This is a genomic window from Maritimibacter dapengensis (genome assembly GCF_019218265.1).
GTDB lineage: Bacteria > Pseudomonadota > Alphaproteobacteria > Rhodobacterales > Rhodobacteraceae > Maritimibacter > Maritimibacter dapengensis.
The window spans coordinates 21,334-38,362 of the sequence record NZ_JAHUZE010000007.1 but is presented as its reverse complement, the minus strand read 5'-3'; the positions used below and the strand labels follow the sequence as shown (position 1 = coordinate 38,362).

The 17,029-nt window shown below is 58.7% G+C and carries 14 protein-coding genes and 3 pseudogenes; 10 read left to right on the top strand and 7 right to left on the bottom strand.

The features are described from left to right. Nucleotides 1–121: 121 nt before the first annotated feature. The 3 genes from KJP28_RS19165 to KJP28_RS19155 all read right to left on the bottom strand — a co-directional run bounded on the left by KJP28_RS19165 (nucleotide 122) and on the right by KJP28_RS19155 (nucleotide 3,084). A complete protein-coding gene (locus KJP28_RS19165) occupies nucleotides 122–1,165 on the bottom strand; it encodes a ParB N-terminal domain-containing protein (protein WP_218394083.1) in 1,044 nt (347 codons plus the stop codon). Beyond that, nucleotides 1,162–2,517 (bottom strand): ParA family protein, encoded by a 1,356-nt coding sequence (locus KJP28_RS19160; protein ID WP_218394082.1) that lies wholly within the window; start codon nucleotides 2,515–2,517, stop codon nucleotides 1,162–1,164. Before KJP28_RS19160 ends, KJP28_RS19165 begins: the two co-directional genes overlap by 4 nt. A gap of 228 nt (nucleotides 2,518–2,745) precedes the next feature. After that, entirely contained in the window at nucleotides 2,746–3,084 is a 339-nt protein-coding gene (locus KJP28_RS19155; protein WP_037207756.1) for a DUF736 domain-containing protein, read from the bottom strand. Nucleotides 3,085–3,678: 594 nt separating this feature from the next. On the opposite strand from KJP28_RS19155, the gene KJP28_RS19150 reads away from it, so the two are divergent. Further along, nucleotides 3,679–4,014, top strand: coding sequence for a hypothetical protein (locus KJP28_RS19150; protein ID WP_218394081.1), 336 nt, complete (start codon nucleotides 3,679–3,681; stop codon nucleotides 4,012–4,014). A gap of 121 nt (nucleotides 4,015–4,135) precedes the next feature. On the opposite strand, the gene KJP28_RS19145 is transcribed toward KJP28_RS19150, so the two are convergent. From KJP28_RS19145 to istA, 4 genes and pseudogenes are all read right to left on the bottom strand, one after another. After that, entirely contained in the window at nucleotides 4,136–4,906 is a 771-nt protein-coding gene (locus tag KJP28_RS19145) for a DUF2493 domain-containing protein (RefSeq protein ID WP_255552486.1), read from the bottom strand. Nucleotides 4,907–4,919: 13 nt separating this feature from the next. Next, nucleotides 4,920–5,477, bottom strand: a complete 558-nt coding sequence (locus KJP28_RS19140) for a DUF7146 domain-containing protein (protein WP_255552485.1) — start codon at nucleotides 5,475–5,477, stop codon at nucleotides 4,920–4,922. Nucleotides 5,478–6,064: 587 nt separating this feature from the next. Then, nucleotides 6,065–6,214, bottom strand: a pseudogene (locus tag KJP28_RS19130) (ATPase); the annotation flags it as partial. After that, a complete protein-coding gene (istA, locus tag KJP28_RS19125; protein ID WP_218394080.1) occupies nucleotides 6,144–7,712 on the bottom strand; it encodes an IS21 family transposase in 1,569 nt (522 codons plus the stop codon). The gene istA and the pseudogene KJP28_RS19130, both read right to left, overlap by 71 nt. Before the next feature lie 113 nt (nucleotides 7,713–7,825). Here istA and KJP28_RS19120 point away from each other — a divergent pair. The 9 genes and pseudogenes from KJP28_RS19120 to KJP28_RS19080 form a co-directional block, all read left to right on the top strand. Further along, nucleotides 7,826–8,221 (top strand): annotated as a pseudogene (locus KJP28_RS19120) (efflux RND transporter permease subunit); the annotation flags it as partial. Between the two features lie 202 nt (nucleotides 8,222–8,423). After that, nucleotides 8,424–8,846: pseudogene (locus KJP28_RS20025) on the top strand (IS66 family transposase); the annotation flags it as partial. A 54-nt stretch (nucleotides 8,847–8,900) separates the two neighbouring features. Next, nucleotides 8,901–10,181 carry a CaiB/BaiF CoA transferase family protein gene (locus KJP28_RS19110; RefSeq protein ID WP_255552484.1) on the top strand — a complete coding sequence of 427 codons (1,281 nt, stop codon included), beginning with the start codon at nucleotides 8,901–8,903 and terminating at the stop codon, nucleotides 10,179–10,181. Then, nucleotides 10,178–11,344 carry an acyl-CoA dehydrogenase family protein gene (locus tag KJP28_RS19105; protein WP_185959053.1) on the top strand — a complete coding sequence of 389 codons (1,167 nt, stop codon included), beginning with the start codon at nucleotides 10,178–10,180 and terminating at the stop codon, nucleotides 11,342–11,344. The genes KJP28_RS19110 and KJP28_RS19105 overlap by 4 nt, the downstream gene beginning before the upstream one ends. 104 nt (nucleotides 11,345–11,448) lie before the next feature. Next, a complete protein-coding gene (locus KJP28_RS19100) occupies nucleotides 11,449–12,303 on the top strand; it encodes an SDR family oxidoreductase (RefSeq protein ID WP_028284935.1) in 855 nt (284 codons plus the stop codon). 37 nt (nucleotides 12,304–12,340) lie between these two features. Continuing rightward, a complete protein-coding gene (locus KJP28_RS19095; protein WP_036538081.1) occupies nucleotides 12,341–13,147 on the top strand; it encodes an ABC transporter ATP-binding protein in 807 nt (268 codons plus the stop codon). Then, entirely contained in the window at nucleotides 13,140–15,059 is a 1,920-nt protein-coding gene (locus KJP28_RS19090) for an AMP-dependent synthetase/ligase (protein ID WP_218394079.1), read from the top strand. The genes KJP28_RS19095 and KJP28_RS19090 overlap by 8 nt, the downstream gene beginning before the upstream one ends. Then, nucleotides 15,060–15,947 (top strand): branched-chain amino acid ABC transporter permease, encoded by an 888-nt coding sequence (locus KJP28_RS19085; protein WP_142494382.1) that lies wholly within the window; start codon nucleotides 15,060–15,062, stop codon nucleotides 15,945–15,947. It abuts the gene before it with no gap. A 3-nt stretch (nucleotides 15,948–15,950) separates the two neighbouring features. After that, nucleotides 15,951–17,024, top strand: a complete 1,074-nt coding sequence (locus tag KJP28_RS19080) for a branched-chain amino acid ABC transporter permease (RefSeq protein ID WP_028095207.1) — start codon at nucleotides 15,951–15,953, stop codon at nucleotides 17,022–17,024. The last annotated feature ends 5 nt before the right edge of the window (nucleotides 17,025–17,029 follow it).

Genomic DNA, 17,029 nt, shown 5'->3' with positions numbered 1-17,029 from the left:
ATTGATAAGCTCTCAGGCCCTCAGCTTGGGGGCTTTTCTTTTGCCTTTATCTCAAAGCATATCCGCTCCTGTTTCTTACCTCGTTTGGATCGAAGACCACCGTCTCCGCGGCTCCTGCCTCTTACTTCGATCCGTGTTTCTCCAAATACTCAGCGATGACATCACTCAAACCTCTGAGAATGTCCTCGTCCAATGTTAACCCCGTGGCAGCGACCGAGAGCTTCCCGCCCTGCCCTGTGACACTCAATTTCCGCGAACCGATCTTTCGCTGTACCGTGAGTTTCTTTGGGCTTTGTGATTTCTTTTTTACAGGCTTGGACTGCTTCTCAGTCAGGTCACCAAGAACCTTTTCGAGGTCACGGTGGCTGAGATCGTAGACATCTTTGCACGCGTGCAAAATCTCAGCTCTAGCGGCATAGACAGCGCGACCACGTGATACCGCGCTGTTATGGACACCCACACGCTTGGCGAACTCGGTTGCGGTTATCTTCTCGTTCGGTTTGGCATCTTGTAGCCGCTCAAACATCTCGCCTATCGAAACCAGGCGCTCGAAAGCGCTGAGGTTTTCACGTTCCTCATTCTCCCGGAAGCGCATGAATAGCATCTCGAACTGCTCTTCACGGGAACCCCGAAGGGATTGTGGAACCAGAATGGCGCGGACAGGCAATCCCAAAGCTTCAAGGATCGCATGGCGTCGCCGACCCACGATCAACTGGAATGTCACGCCTTCTACGTTCTCGGGCTCACGTTCATCCGGTCGCCAATCAGGATCCGCTGGCCGAACATGAATGGGCGTATCTTGACCATTCTTCTCGATACTCTCTTTGAGCTTCTCAAATGCCTCTTGGTCGCGCCAATCTTCACGCCGGTCCGATCCAATCACGTCCACGATCTGAGACGGATCAATCTGTAACTCATGTCGACCCGCGAGAATGCGCTCCACGACCTGTGCGCGCTCAACGTGAAGCATCTGGCTGGCGTCTGAAAGCGCTCCGGCCTTCCAAGCACTGCCAGAGCCGCCCAGTCTTGGCTTAACCCCACCAACCAGTTTCGCTTCGTCTTCGTGAATCTGATCGCTTGCACCAGATCCAGGAGCCGCAGACACATCCTCATCTGGGCGCGTGGGCTTTTTCTTGAGGACCGAGCTGCTCAGTGTTCGCTTCATTCGGCTTCCTCCTCGAAATTGTAGAAGTTCTGCATCCAATCCTCGGCATAGCCACGCTCAAGACCAGGCCAGAGGCGTGAGACGATGGCGTCATTCACAGCGTCAGCATTCTCGATGAACCTGTTGATGCCTTTTCGCTTGCCTGGCGTATCTGGGTCGTACTCGTAGACGGATTGATAAACGTCCGACGCGTTCGAAATAGCATCAGAGCGAAGATAGAATACCGGCAGCACCTCATCTGGACAGTTTTCGAGCAGGTTGCCGACCTGTGTGAGATCTTGCTCATTTGTTCTCTGCACGATCGTGGGCAACAGCATATGTGCCGCACCGCCCATATCGATCCGATCCGTCGCGAAAATGTGGCGCAGCATAGTGAGGAGACCAGTCACAAAGGTGGACAAGGTCGCAATGTCGAACCCCTTCATCGTCTGCGGGATAATCAACGAAGTAGACGCCATCACATTGTTCAGCTGGAACAGTGTCAGCGCAGGCTGATAGTCGATAATGATGCAGTCCAAGGTCTCGTTGAGGGCACTTTCAAGCTTCGTTTGGTCGACCCTACCGTTGCTCACCAGTTCATTCGGACGGGTGACCGGTGGATTCCCCTCTTTCCAACGATCTATGGAGTCTCTTAGGAACCTGTAGAACCGCTTTTCCGGGGTGCCCGCTCGCAACAACCTCGCGATCTGAATTTCACCTTCTGAGGTTTCGCCATGCGCAGGTACTAGCCGCACGCCCGGCCAGGACGTTTTCTTGAAAAACCCGTCAAGCGTCTCCGCATCATAGTCAGTGTAGGGGATGGATTCGTCGGTCTGAAACAGCCCCGCGAAGTCAACCATCGTCGGAGTTTCGTCATCTGGCAAAGTTGGCATTTCTTCGCCGCCGACAAAATAGAGCGTGATCGTGCTCTGGGGGTCAGCGTCCATGACGCCGACTCGCATGCCGTAGTGCAGACTCAGGTACTGAGCGAAGTGCGCAGCACTAAGCGACTTCGCCGTTCCACCTTTCTGACTTGCAAACGAAATAACGGGCAAAGGATCGTCGGGTTTGCGCCAAGCAAGAAAATGCTCAGGCCGCTTTGCTGAGGCAGCCATCAAAGCCCGGATGTGCATCAGCTCCGTCAGGGTGAAAACACGCTCGCGCCCTACATGCTTGCCGGCAGGAAAATCCTCATTGTCCTTAGCGAACTTCGTCAGATGCTGATGGCTAATGTTCAGGAAGCGAGCACATTGGCGCATCGACCAAGAGCGCTTGATGCGCTCGCGCATCGTCAACTCCTTGTTGACCGAGACCATGGTCCGGCCAAGGCCCCGCTCGAGCTCTTGAAGGAACTGTTCTATACTGCCGCCCATTACACCGCTCTCATTTCGACTCTCTCACGGAATCGCTCCGAGTTGTAAATAGCACGGTTTTTGAGGAAATGTACAGATATTGTACGCCTACAGGATTTCCGGCGCACAATATGGGCTACACCGATTGAAAATACGGACAGCAACCTGAACCGCCGAGGTGATTTTGCACGCGTGCAAAAACCTCGGAGCCTGGTGCAGCCAGACCGCCGAAGCGGTCTGGCCCTTGGCTCAGGCGGCGTCTTTCGGGCCCCAGGGGATGACGGCCTGCAGGGACAGATCGTCCTGGTTCGCGGCCTTGCCGAGGTTGGCGTTGAAGCCGTGGTCACGGATGGTCAGCGTGTAGTAGTCGGCGCCGGTCTCCTTGTTCTGCTTCTTCCAGATGCCGCCGCACTCGACCAGCTTGCCGCGCGGGGAGCGGCCGAGGACGCGGTGCGTGGGGGCCATCGGGTTCGTACTCGCGACGGGTTCGACCGTGATGTCGAGGTCGAAGGTCAGGGTCGAGATGGAGCCTGTGCCCTTGGCGGTTTCGATGTCGGCGCTGGTGAATTTGATGCAGTTCGTGGTCATTGCTCTTCTCCTTGTTTGCGTTGCAATGATGGTCACCTTGCAGCTGGCCAAGGCCTGGCCACACCGAAGGCGAAGCGCAGCGGAGAGGGGCAGGCGCAGGTTTTTTTGGTGCGCGCGGAATGGCCCGCAGGGACAGGGGAAAAAGATCGGCGACAACCCTTGTGGGCGGGACGACAGCTGCGACCAGCATGTCATGCAACTCAGACATCGGGAGAAGTGCGGGGGGCCACGAAGGGAGATCAGACAACAGCCAACGCCAAGAACGCCGAAGGGGCCTCGCCAGACATGGCTGATCGTTCGATACAGACTACGATCCGTCGCAACGCAACACCGGCCCGCGTTCAGTTCCTCGGTCGAACAACCAGGGACCTCAAGCAGAAAGTGATCTGACAGGCTGGAGAAGTTGAAATGCCAGGGCGAGGACATGCGCATCTCTTCCCGACGGCTTCAATCCTGGCCGCGTTGCGAATTTCGAGGATGTCCCGTACGGCATCGCGAAACTGAGCAACGACGCATGCGACTCGGAAGATCAGGTAGAAGCTCCGGCCCGCTCCAATCCCGATACGTGTCGGCATAAGTGAAGAAGATAAGCAGTTGGACGGCGCAACACCGAACGTGGTCATCGAGGATGGCCTGCGCGATCTGCTCTCAGATGGCTATCTCATCGAGGTGATCTGCAACCAGACCGCCGAGAAACGCCATAACAGCTGGTATGGCTCCTGGGTCGTGCACATGGTGACGAAGGATGGTCAGGATGCGAAGATGCTTGTGACAAGCCGCAGCGTCTTCAAATTTCGCAAGTTCAAGACGAGCGTCGGATTGGTCAGTTTCCTGGCCGACATGGGTTGCCTCTCGGCGAATATCCCACTGACGGCCGGACGACGCGAGCGTCACGAGGCATCAGGAAGGCCCGCTACGGCGACCAGCTAGAAATCTCATCCGCACTCTCAGCAGTCTGACAGACCAAATCCCGCAGAACTGCGCACCTCTGCGAACTCATAGAGCGAACCGCACAAGGCGCTCCGACTGATGTCATGGGATAAACGGGGCCTCAGGCCCCGATCCTCTTGATACGGATCCCGAGCTTGCGGGCTTTGTCGACGATGTTCTCGGTGATGCCCGAACCGGGGGTGGCGATCAGACCCTGCGGCATGGTCTCGAGCATCTTGTCGTTGCGCTTGAAAGGGGCGGCCTTGCCGTGGCTTTTCCAGTCGGGCTTGAAGACCACCTGGGTGACACCGCGGGTATCTGCCCACCGAGCGGCGATCATCTCGGCGCCCTTGGGTGTGCCGCCGTGCAGGAGCACCATGTCGGGGTATTTGGCGTGGGTGGCGTCGAGGACGGACCAGATCAGATCGTAGGCTTGATAGTCCCCGCCCGAGAAAGCGATCCGCGTGCCTTCGGGGCAATGCACCTCGGTCTCTTTGCGGCGCTTGGCCGAGAGATAGGCCCGGCTGTCCACCACGGCGGAGGTCAGGCCGCGATGCGAGACCTTGGACCCGGTGCGGGGCAGCCAGGGCGAGCCGGTGGCGGCCGAGAAGTGGTCCACGGCCAGATCGCGCATCTGCTCGAAAGCGTCGCGATGGTCCCAGAGCTTGAGGCCGATCATCTGGAGGCGCTCGAGCTCGACCGAGGCGACCTCGGAGCCGTCCTGGATGGCTAGGCTTTCCCGGACCTCGAATTCGTTGTCCTCGAGAAGCTTCTGGATATGGGTCAGCCGGCGATGGAAAATCGAGGTCAGGGACCAGAGCATCTCTTCGAGATTGTCTTCCAACTGGCTGCCGGTGAGGAGGCCGATGGTGGTATCAAAGAGGGTCGCCATGGCGAGTTCGACCTCATCTGGCTGGGGCAGGGGACCTTGTTGCCAGATCAGGATCGTCCTCGCCCTGACGTAGGAAGACCCGCGGATGATAGCGGAGCGCGGGACCGAGGCGCGTGATGCCGCACCCTTGCAGATAGGTGGCGGCCAAGGTGCCAAGAACTGGCTTGCCAGCCGCAAAGAGCTTGCGCGCCCGCGCAATGCGTTTGCTGGAGGCAGTATCGTGGCGCTCAGCCCTTTGGGTTTCACGAGTTACGGCAGGGCAGGGGGCCTCGCCGAGAAAGGACCGGGCCTCCCTTAGCGTTTCCTTGAGTGTCACCGAACCAAGCCGTTCTTGCAGCAGGTCGATCAAGTCGCCAAATTCACCCGTCGCGAAATCTTGCCAGGACCCGGCCTTGCGCCCGCTTTCCGCCTGCAGTCGGATCGCGAGACTCTGTCCCTTTGCTCCCGATGTGTCACCGACCTGCCAATAATTGCCCTGCTTGCGTCCCTCGGGGAAATACTGGCGGCAGAAACTCTCGGCCTGGTCTGCAAGATCGGCCGAGAGGTCTGCGATGCTGCGCCGCGGGTTCATGCGGCAGCATCTGCGACGCTTGCGCCAACTGGATGCTCGGCGAGCACCCGCGCCAGCACGTCAGTACCGTCCACCGGGATGAACACCCGCGTCTTCCACTGGATAACCTCGGTGAAGCAGCCCATGGCTTTCAGTGCGGGCAGGGCCGCACCGGACGCGCCGATCAGCTCACACCTCGGCTGCCCCATGACGAGCGACCTGCGCAGCTGGTAACCGCCGAGGAGGTTCAGGGTCGTCCTGGCGTCCATCACGGCCGCGAGCTCCTCCTGCGGCGACATCTCGATCTGGCAGTCGAGCCCAAGGCGCGCGTAGACGTTCGAGCGCTGTTCCTGGCTGACCAGACGGCCGATGGCGCGTTCCCCGTCTTCGGTTTGCAGGCGATAGATGCGTATGTTGTCGGCAGGTAGCCGGTCCCAGATCGGCAGGAGAAGCCCGCAGATCAGCGTGATCTTCGAGGTGGTGAACTCCGGCACAGCGTCGACCTCGGTCTGCCAAAGGTGCTCGAACATCGCGTCATCGATCTCTTCCCAGTACGAGGTCAAAAACTCGCTGAGCGCGAGGATTTCGGTGGCCAGCCAGGACGTCACCTGGTCGATCTCGGCATTCAGCAGGTCGCCGACGATCTGTTGCGGCTCGTGCTGACGCTTCACCGCCGTGGTGATGATCTCATCGTAGGCGGCCTTCATGCCGTAGAGCTTCAGCTGGCTCATCGCGTCCAGCACCTGTGATCTTTCCATGGTTGGGTCTCCTGAGGCTGTCGTAGCGTTTGCAATCGGCCACGGGCTCGCAGGTCAGTCGCAACGCCTCCGGTGTATCGATGGTCAGCGGCGGTGGCGGCTCCCGATGCCGGGCCAGGATGTTGAGGACGACTGAGGCCGCGGGAACCCCTTCGTTCAGGGCTTCGGCACAGGCAGCGTCCACTGCATCCAGCCCATCGATCGGGATCATGCTGAGGATCTGGACCATCTGCCGGTCGCCGTTCGGCACCTTGCCAAGCTTGCGCTGCACGCGCCTGATCGCCGCCGGCAGGTCCCAGTCCTTGAAGGGGGCACCGTTCCGGAGGGCCCCAGGCTTGCGAGCCAGAACCGGAATGTAGTGCAGCGGGTCGTAGATGGCCTTGTCGCGCCCAAAGGCTCGGGCGTGCTGCCCCACGATCTTGCCGTCCTGCCAGAGCTCGACCCGCTCGGCATAGGCGCGGATCTCGACAGGACGACCAACCGCCCGGCCATCGACGGAGTAGCGGTTCTTGTCGAACCGGACGAGGCAGGTCTTCGAGACCGACGCCGGCACGGCATGGAAGCCGTCGAACGGACCCACGTAGGGCACGAGACTCGCGCGCTCGTCCTGGAACACATCCCAGATCGTTCGATCCCGAAGCTCCTGGTGCGGATTGGCTTTGGCCCAGGCAACGCAGCGATCCTCGAGCCAGGCGTTGAGCTCGGCGTGGCTCTTGAACCGCGGCCGGGGCACGAAGAACCGTCGCCGCACCACACCGACCTGGTTCTCGACCTGGCCCTTCTCCCAGCCCGAGGCCGGGGTGCATGCCACCGGATCGACCAGATAGTGCCCGCACATCTGCTGGAACCGGCGATTGTAGGCGCGGTCTCGGCCGACGAAGATCGTATCCACCGCCGTCTTCATGTTGTCGTAGATGCCCCGCGCGCAGGCTCCACCGAAGAAGGCAAAGGCCTTGTCGTGCGCGTCAAACACCATCTCCTGCGTCTCGCGCGGGTAGGCCCGCACGAACAGAATCCGGCTGTGGCAGAGGCGAACGTGGGCGACCTTCACGGTGATTGTCACGCCGTCGATCACCACGATCTCGTGGCTCCAGTCAAACTGGTAGGCTTCCCCCGGATCGAAGCTTAGCGGCACATAGGCCGCGGCAGATGCCACCTCTTCCTCCTTGGACCAGGAGGCCGCGTATCGCCGGACGGCATCATAGCCGCCATCATAACCTCGGGCCCGAAGTTCTTCCAAGATCCGAATGCGGGTCAGTCGCTCGCGCTTGGGCTTCCGCGCATTCACCGCCAGCATCTCGTCCAGCATGTCTTTCCAGGGCCCGATCTTCGGCTGCGGCTGAATGGTTCGCTCATAGGTGAGCTCCGTCGCACCCGACCGGATCACCTTGCGCACCGTGTTCCGAGATACCCGCAGCTCACGGCAGATCTGCTTGATCGACTTCTTGTCCTGAAAATACGCCCGCCGGATCTTCGCTATCGTCTCCACGACCAACATCCCACACTGCGCTCCCCGATGACCTCGGGGGCATCATCCACATCATTGTAAGGGGGTCATTTTTGGACGCCGATCACCCCTCTACAGGGTCAATTTTGCATGCCGGTTCACAGATGGTTCTCGGTCTGCTGTTCACTGGGCTACCGTTCACGTTCACGGCGCTTCTCGGCTTCTTGTCCCTTTCCGGGATGCTGATGAAGAATGCCATTGTGCTGGTGGAAGAAATCGATCAGCAACGCGCCGAAGGTGTCGAGGACTATCAGGCGGTGATCGATGGCTCGGTCAGCCGTTTGAGGCCCGTCGTGCTGGCTGCGGGCACAACGATTTTCGGTATGATTCCGCTCTTACCAGACGCCTTCTTCGCATCGATGGCCGCGACGATCATGGGTGGCCTCGCGTTCGCCTCGATCCTGACGCTGGTCGCGGTTCCGGTATTTTATGCACTGTTCTTCCGGATCAAGCCGCCCAAAAAAGAAAACGCTACTTCAGGTTCCCCAGCGACAGCCTGAACGCAGATGCAGTTATAAGCGCTTCTCTGAGCGCCCTCGACCCATCTTAAGGACGGTGTAGGCATATTCCGCCGCCTCAAGCGCGCCTTCGAGAAAACCGCCGAATGTCGGAGCCACTTCGGTGCCGCCAAAGACGAGCGCTTCGTCCCGCAGGCCTGAAAGAACGCACGGCTGGCCATAATTCGTGAGGGCACGAAATACAGCGGAACTGCGGCTGGCAGCAGGCCAGGCGCACTCCCGCTCCATGGTCTAGGCCTTCAAGGCATGGACCGAGGCCCAACTGCTACGCATTCCCGGCAAGGGCGATCTCGCGAAGGCCTTCCGCTATGGTCTCAGCTGCTGGCCGTCATTCGAGCTCTTCCTTGGAGATGGCCGCGTCGGCATCGACGACAACACCGCCGAGTGCGTCATGCGCCCGATCAGCATCGGGCGAAAAAACTGGCTTTTTGCAGGCTCCGACAGCGGTGGCGAAACGCTGTCCCGGGCGATGTCTCTTGTCGAGACAGCCAAGATGAACGGCCTCGATCGGCAAGCCTGGCTGGCCGAAATCCTCGACCGCATCCACAATCACATGACCAACCCGCTCAACGAACCGCTTCCATGGAACTGGACGCCAATGAACTGATCCATGGTAACAACCGGGCGGTTACGTTTTCGGGGAGGTGATTACCTTTGAATCTTGAGATCCGACTTCGCCTTTGCTAGGAATCGAACAACCATTAGAAAATTAGCAAAGTCGAAAGTGCAGATGTCTGGACCCCTTGATCAACTGAAGATTATAGAACTTGGTCACGTAATTGCCGGACCACTTGCGGCAGCTTTACTCTCGGATTTTGGTGCAGATGTCATCAAGATCGAAGCCCCCAACCGGACGGATATGATGCGCGACCTTGGACCCAAGGCAGAGGATGGGGTGGGCGTCTGGTGGAAGACTTTGGGCCGTAACAAGAAAACACTAGGTCTGGACTGGAAGTCCGACGAGGGCCGGGACATCCTGCGAAAGTTGGTCGAAGATGCCGACGTGCTGATCGAGAATTTCCGACCGGGTGTGCTGGAACGTGCCGGTGTTGGGCCAGACGTCTTGCACGATTGGAACCCGGACTTGGTTGTCTTGCGGGTTTCAGGTTACGGACAGGACGGTCCGATGCGCGACCTGCCAGCGTTTGGGCGTGCTGCGGAGGCCATGAGTGGATTAGCGCATCTGACCGGTTTTCCCGACGGGCCGCCGATGCACCCCGGCTTTCCGGCGGCTGACAGCACGACAGGGCTAATGGGCGCTTTGGGAATCATGATCGCGCTATTTGCTCGCGAAAAGGGGATAGCACGCGGTCAGGTCGTCGATATTGCAGTATTCGAGGCCCTGCTTCGGTTGATGGATTATCCTGTTCCCGCATTGACTGGCGCGAACCTCTCGCCGCGACGCAATGGGCTGCGCCAGCCGATGGACTTTGCTCCGGGGGGGATGTTCCGAACGTCCGATGGGGTGTGGCTGAGCGTTTCGGCAGGGAGCGCGGAAACCGCGCAGCGCCTGTTGCGGGCGGTCGGAGGCGATGCCCTCGCCGATGACCCGCGGTTCGCGACATTGGGCGAGATGTCGCGGCACATGACGGTGGTCTTTGACGCGATCAATGATTTCGTCACGCAGCACACGGCTAAGGAAGTGGAAGCGGTATTCGCCCGCCATGATGCGGTTGCCTCGCGTGTGTTGAGCGTCGAAGAGATCATGACGAACGAGCAGATACGCCATCGTGGGGACATCGTGTCGGTCGACGGCGAACAGACCCAGGTCATTGGTCCGGTCCCTCATCTCAGCGCGACGCCCGGTCAGCTTCGTTGGCTGGGACGACCGCCTAGCGCAGACAGCCAAAGCATTCTGCGTGATCTTGGTTTTAACGATGAGCGGATCGCTGCCCTATGTGAGGCTGGGCTCGTAAGATTGGAGGGAGGGCGCGCGCTATGACATTTCGATTGACCGCCGACCAACAAGAGATTCGCGACCAGATTCTGCGGATTTGCGCAGGGTTCGACGACGACTATTGGCTGGATCGGGATCGCAACGGTGGTTTTCCCCATGATCTGCACAGGGCAATGGCCGATGGCGGCTGGCTAGGTATCGCCATGCCAGAAGCTGTCGGCGGCGCGGGTCTGGGGATCACCGAGGCGACCATAATGATGCAGGCAATTGCCGAGTCGGGGGCCGGCGCAAGCGGAGCCTCGGCCATCCACATGAACATTTTCGGGCTCAACCCGGTGGTGAAGTTTGGGACCGATGAGCAGCGCGCGCGTATGCTTGGCCCTCTAATAGCAGGCGATGAAAAGGCCTGTTTCGCCGTAACCGAACCGACGACCGGGTTAGACACCACAAAGCTGAAGACCATGGCGGTGCGGCAGGGGGACAGATATGTCGTGCACGGACAAAAAGTCTGGATTTCTACCGCGCAGGTGGCGGACAAGATGTTGCTTCTGGCCAGAACAACGCGGCTAGAGGATGTGAGCAGCCCGACCGAAGGGCTGAGCCTGTTCTATACAGATCTCGACCGAAATTTCGTTGACGTGCGAGAGATCGAAAAGATGGGTCGAAAGGCTGTCGATTCGAACGAAGTCTTCATCGATGGATTGCCGATTCCGGCTGAGGACCTGATCGGGGAGGAGGGCAAAGGCTTTAGGCAAATTTTGCACGGGTTGAATCCCGAACGCATCCTGGTGGCCGGTGAATGCATCGGTATTGCGCGCAACGCACTGGCGCGAGCGGCGCATTATGCAAACGAACGTGTGATTTTTGACCGCCCGATCGGCCAAAATCAGGGTGTTCAGCATCCACTCGCCAAAGCCTGGGCGCGAGTGGAATCTGCCAATCTCATGGTGATGCACGCTGCAGCCCTCTACGATGCGGGAGAACCCTGCGGCGTCGAGGCGAACGCCGCCAAGCTTTTGGCCGCCGACGCCGCGGTCGAGGCGACCGAAGCCGCGCAAATTACGTTTGGCGGATTCGGATATGCTAAGGAATATCACGTGGAGCGACTGGTACGTGAAGCTCTGCTGTTCCGCATCGTACCGGTGACACCGCAGATGCTTCTGTCGTTCATAGCAGAAAAAGCCCTTGGACTTCCAAAGTCTTACTGATCGGAGATAACGGGCGGGGCTGGTGGGAAAAGTTGTCTTGACCAATTTTCTAACACCCGTTAGATTACTGGCAGCTGCCCCTAATGGGAATGGGAGGAGGCGTCATGAATAAGACGCAGTTTGGGTCTTCGAGGGAGGACCTATCAAAACGTGCAACCGTTTACGCAAGCGGTTTATTCACCGGCAAAGTCGTTGTGGTGACCGGGGCCGGAGGCGGATTGGGGCTGGCAATTGCGACCTTGTTCGCAAGGCTCGGGGCCAATCTGGCGATCAATGGACGCAACGAAGAGAAACTGGCTTTGGCCAAGGAGTTCCTTGAAAGTTTCGGGGGCGAAGTTTTCGCTGTGCCTATGACCATCCGGGAGCCTGAGCAGGTCGAGGATTTTGTCGCCAAGACGAACCAGGAGTTCGGGGCGATTGACGTATTGGTGAACAATGCTGGGGGTCAGTTTCCGCAAGCAGCGTTGGAGTTTAGTCCAAAGGGCTGGAATGCGGTCATAGACACCAACCTGAACGGCACGTGGTGGATGATGCAATCCACGGCGCGCCACTGGGTTGCCAACAAGCAATCGGGCTCCATCGTCAACATCGTGGCCGATATCTGGCGCGGCATGCCCGGCATCGCGCATACCTGTGCGGCCCGGGCAGGGGTAGTTTACCTGTCCAAGTCGGTTGCGGTGGAGTGGGCCCCGCACGGTATCCGAGTGAACTGCGTGGCGCCGGGTTGCTGCGAAAGCAACGGTTTCGGGAACTACCCTCCGGAGGGTTCTGCGACCTTTCAGGACTCCAACCCGATGCGGCACGCCGGGGACGAATGGGATGTCGCTGAAGGGGTTGTCTATATGGCGGCGAATTCAGGGAAATTCGTAACCGGAGAAGTTCTGAACATCGACGGTGGGCAGCAATTGTGGGGGGATCCATGGCCAACGGGGCGGCCGGACTACTTCCGGATTACCTGATGTTGGCCGTGAACCTTAGGGGGACAATGATATCTAGATGACGACTAAGATTAAAACAGCAATCGGAGCCGATGATGGGGCGATACTGGAGTGCAGCGGGGTCGAGCGACGGTTCGGCGGCATCGTCGCTGTCACCGGTGTGGACCTCGTCATTCGGCAGGGGGAAATCTTTGGACTTGTCGGCCCGAACGGCAGCGGCAAGACAACACTGACGAACGCAATTACCGGGTTCTACCCACCGAATGTGGGGACTGTCCGGTTGGCAGGAAAGGAAATCACGGGTACGGCACCTCACAAGGTTGCCAAGCTCGGCGTCGCCCGGACGTTCCAGAATCTTGCCTTGTTCAACGGGATGAGCGTTCTGGACAACATCCTGCTGGGGCGGCACATCCACATGAAACCGGGCGTTCTGCGCACCGCGCTTTACTGGTGGGCAGCACAGCGTGAAGAAATCGAAAACCGCAAGATCGTCGAAGAGGTGATCGAGTTTCTACAACTCGAGAGCATCCGGCATGAGTTGGTCGATGGCCTTCCGATCGGGTTGAAAAAACGGGTCGAGCTGGCGCGGGCATTGGTGGCCGAGCCACAGATGCTGATTCTCGATGAACCGATGGCCGGCATGAACCAGGAAGAGAAAGGGTATATGTCCCGTTTCATTCTGGATGCCCGTGCCGAACGCGGCGTCAGCGTTCTGCTGATCGAACACCATATGGATGTCATCACCGGCATTTGTGATCGGATGCTGGCCCTGAATTATGGTGAAATGATCGCCAGTGGCATCCCCAAGGAGGTTGTGAAGGACCCGCGGGTCATCGAGGCATATATCGGAGGGTCGCATGACTGATTTGACGAAGAAACAGTCTTCGGGCGGCGACACGATCGGCGCAATTCTGGCGCGGAACGCCTCGAAACACGGTTCGGAAATCGCGCTTCGCGAAAAAGAGCGTGGGATCTGGAAGGAAACCACATGGGCGGAATACGCCGAAGAGGTGCTGGCCTGCGCGGCCGGGCTTGAGAAAATCGGCGTAACACCGGGCAAGGCGGTGCTTATCCTGGGCGACAACCGGGCGCGGCTGTATGGCGGAATGCTGGCTATTTCGTTGCTGGGTGCCTATGCAATGCCTGCCTATCCCGGCGCGACGCTCGAAGAACTCCGGCACTTTCTTGGCGAAGTCGAAATCGTCCCGGCCATCGCCGAAGATCAGGAACAGGTTGACAAGATCCTGGAACTGAAGGACGCGGGCGCCGAGGGCATCGACCACATCATTTATGATGAAGCGCGCGGTCTTGGCTTCTACGAGGTTGAAGGACTGTTGTCCTGGGATCACCTGATCGAAGTTGGTCAGCACGATCTGAACGAAACCCCGGGCCTGCGTGAGGAACTGCTTAGTCGTGCGAAGCCGGAAGATCCGGCCATTTTTCTGCACTCCTCCGGAACGACGGGCGCGCCGAAGGGCATCGTACTGAGTCAGAAGAACGTTCTTGCTGCTGCTCGGAATGGACATGCGGCGGGTGCCTTCGACGAAAATGAGGAGATCCTCGCGTACTTGCCGATGGCCTGGGTGGGAGACTACGCCATAACCGTTGCCGCGGCACTCCTTTGGCGTTTCACCGTGAATGTGCCTGAGCGCCAGGAAACGGTCGTGCGCGACATGCGCGAGATCGCTCCGACATTCTATCTGGCGGCGCCAAGAAGCTGGGACCAGATGCTGACGACAATCCAGGTTGGTATCGAAAATTCGACCCCTTTAAAGAAGTGGCTGTACCATTTTTTCATGGATCGGGCCATCGCGGCGGAAACGCGCAAGCTGAATGGCAAAAGCGGCGGTGTTCTTGAGCCATTGGGCCGGCTTCTGGGCGAGGCGATTGTTTTCGGTCCGATCAAGGACCAGTTCGGGATGAGCCGCCTCAAGAATGCGTTCACCGGCGGTGAAGCGATCGGGGAAGACACCTTTGTGTTCTACCGCGCCCTGGGGATCAAGTTGCGTCAGCTCTACGGCCAGACCGAGAACAGCGCGATCAACGCGATTCAGGCTCCGGGCGAGGTCCGTCTTCATACGGTTGGCAAACCCGCGCCTGGCGTCGAGGTCAGCATTGCCGAAGACGGTGAGATCCTGGTGCGCTCGGACAGCGTGTTTAAAGGGTACTTCAACAAACCCGAAGCGACCGCCGAAGCCCTTGACGGCGGGTGGCTGCATACAGGTGATGCCGGCTATCTGGAGGACGACGGACACCTGGTTGTTCTGGGGCGTGTATCCGAGGTCATGCACACCGCCGACGGTGAACGTTACGTTCCAAACTACATCGAGAACCGGTTGAAATTCAGCCCGTATATCAAGGATGCGGCCGTGATTGGCGCCGGGCTGAAGGAACTGACGGCGATGGTCTGCGTGGATTTCGAGGCCGTGGGGCACTGGGCCGAAGTGAACGGCGTACCTTACGTGTCATATGCCGATCTTTCTCAGCGTGAAGAGGTCGCGACGTTGCTTCGCGAGGCCTTCCAACGGGTCAACAAGGCCGTCACCGAACCATTGCGCCTGCAACGCTTTGTCAGTCTGCCGAAAGAATTCGACCCGGACGATGGTGAAATCACGCGAACCCGAAAACTGCGGAGGAAGGTCGTTCAGGAACGCTATGCTGACGTGATCGCGGCGCTCTACGACGGTTCAAAAGAGGTCCATGTAAGCGCGCAGGTGACTTACGAGACCGGGGAAGTAGGGAAGGTCGAAAGAAGCCTTCCCATCAGGGAGGTATAAATGGACTGGGTCTTTCTATCAGAGCTTGCGATCAACGGAGCCTTGACGGGTCTGCTGTACTCGCTATTCGCCATCGGCCTCGTGCTGATTTACAAGGCATCTTCGGTGCCCAATCTGGCGCAGGGCGGGTTGACCATGGTCGGGGCCTATGTGGTCCTGGCGCTGGCACGCGACGTGGGTTTACCCTTGTGGCTGGCCATCCCTCTGGCTGCGGTTGTAATGTTAGGCCTTGGGTTCGGCATTGAGCGTGTTGCCCTGCGCCGTCTCGCAGGTCGGCCGGTTGTCATGATCTTGATGCTGACACTCGGCCTCGACATTTTCCTGCGGGGTACAACGCTTGCGATCTGGGGCGGGACGTCGCGTTCGATGGAACTGGGCGTCAGCTATGATCCGCTGTTCCTGGGCGACATCTTCATCAGCCGCATCCATCTGGTTGGTGCCGGTGTTGCGCTCGCCTTGTTTGTCGCATTCATGCTGTTTTTCCGAACCCGGACCGGGATCAAGTTGCGGGCGATCGCGGATGATTACATGGCTTCGTGGTCGGTCGGTATCGCGGTTGAGCGCGGCGTTGGGTTGTCCTGGGCATTGGCATCCGTTGTTGCCGTCGCCGCTGGCGTTATCTGGGGCGAGATTCAGGGTGTCGATCAGGCGCTGTCGCTGTTGCTTCTCAAAGGTCTGACGGTTGCCGTTCTCGGTGGTCTCGACAGTATCCTTGGCGCCGTGATCGCAGGCATCATCCTGGGCGTCGTCGAAAACGTTGGCGCTGATTTCCTCGATCCGCTTGTCGGAGGCGGAAGCCGTGAGCTTATCGTCGCTGCCGTGCTCATTCTTACCGTCATGATCCGTCCGCACGGGCTGTTCGGTCGTCACGACATCGAAAGGGTGTAAGGCATGTTTTACAGACTTTCTGGCGTCCATCACGCCAACTACGTTTCGGACAGCCGAATCTTCAAGGTGCCTGCTGACCGGAATCTGACAGCATTCATCTTCTTGATTGGCCTTGCCGCGCCATTCATCATCCCGTCGCTTTATCTGAACAGCTACATGCTTCCTTGGCTGATCTGGACGGCCGCCGCGCTTGGATTGAATCTGGTGACAGGTTGGGCAGGCCAACTTCACTTGGGTTATGCTGCAGTCATGGCCGTTGGAGCGTATTCGTCGATCCATGCCGCGCGTTTCGGGGTGCCGTGGGAATTCGCCCTTATCATCGGCGGATTGACGTCATCCGTGATCGGCAGCCTGTTCGCTTTTGCCGCTTTGCGGGTCAAGGGCCTCTATCTCGCTCTCACTACTCTCGCTATGCAATTCGTGATGGACTGGGTTCTGACCCACTCTCCGGCGATCTCGGGGGGCTCACACGCGTCGCTCCAGTCACCGACATTGGCGCTGCTCGGGCAAGAGATTACCACTGATACTGGCTTCTACTATGTCGCCTTCGGCTGGTGTGTGTTGGTGACGATCTTCATGCTTAATCTCAAGCGGACTGGACTCGGTCGCGCCTTGGTCGCTGTCCGGGAAAAAGACTTTGCGGCCGCGATCCTGGGTGTGAACAGTTTCTACTACAAAATCCTCGCATTCGCGACTTCTTCGTTCATCGCAGGCGTCAGCGGTGCGTTGCTTGTTGCCACCTTTTTCTTTCTCGCCGCACCCGAGCAATTCTCGGTTGCCGTTTCGATCCAGGTTCTTGCGATGGTGATTGTTGGCGGCCTTGGCAGCATTATCGGTTCCTATTTCGGTGTTGCCCTGATCCTTCTTGTTCCGGGTATCGTGAACGGTCTCGTCGTCACGTTGAGTGACGGGCTTGGCATGCAGATCGATGTTGAAACACTCGCTCACATCCCGAACGCAGTCTATGGCGCACTGATCGTCATTATCCTTCTGATCGAACCACTCGGTTTGGGAAAACTCTACGGCAACATCAGAGACTATCTGATGGTCTGGCCCTTCGATCAGTTCAAGAAATAGGGGAA

Excerpts from the sequence above, each read along its gene's own strand:
- KJP28_RS19155 (WP_037207756.1), bottom strand. The coding sequence starts at position 3,084 with ATGACCACGAACTGCATCAAATTCACCAGCGCCGACATCGAAACCGCC.
- KJP28_RS19080 (WP_028095207.1), top strand. The coding sequence starts at position 15,951 with ATGTTTTACAGACTTTCTGGCGTCCATCACGCCAACTACGTTTCGGAC.
- KJP28_RS19145 (WP_255552486.1), bottom strand. The coding sequence starts at position 4,906 with ATGGCGACCCTCTTTGATACCACCATCGGCCTCCTCACCGGCAGCCAG.
- KJP28_RS19100 (WP_028284935.1), top strand. The coding sequence starts at position 11,449 with ATGAATAAGACGCAGTTTGGGTCTTCGAGGGAGGACCTATCAAAACGT.
- KJP28_RS19105 (WP_185959053.1), top strand. The coding sequence starts at position 10,178 with ATGACATTTCGATTGACCGCCGACCAACAAGAGATTCGCGACCAGATT.
- KJP28_RS19165 (WP_218394083.1), bottom strand. The coding sequence starts at position 1,165 with ATGAAGCGAACACTGAGCAGCTCGGTCCTCAAGAAAAAGCCCACGCGC.
- KJP28_RS19085 (WP_142494382.1), top strand. The coding sequence starts at position 15,060 with ATGGACTGGGTCTTTCTATCAGAGCTTGCGATCAACGGAGCCTTGACG.
- KJP28_RS19095 (WP_036538081.1), top strand. The coding sequence starts at position 12,341 with ATGACGACTAAGATTAAAACAGCAATCGGAGCCGATGATGGGGCGATA.
- istA (WP_218394080.1), bottom strand. The coding sequence starts at position 7,712 with ATGTTGGTCGTGGAGACGATAGCGAAGATCCGGCGGGCGTATTTTCAG.
- KJP28_RS19090 (WP_218394079.1), top strand. The coding sequence starts at position 13,140 with ATGACTGATTTGACGAAGAAACAGTCTTCGGGCGGCGACACGATCGGC.
- KJP28_RS19140 (WP_255552485.1), bottom strand. The coding sequence starts at position 5,477 with ATGAACCCGCGGCGCAGCATCGCAGACCTCTCGGCCGATCTTGCAGAC.
- KJP28_RS19160 (WP_218394082.1), bottom strand. The coding sequence starts at position 2,517 with ATGGGCGGCAGTATAGAACAGTTCCTTCAAGAGCTCGAGCGGGGCCTT.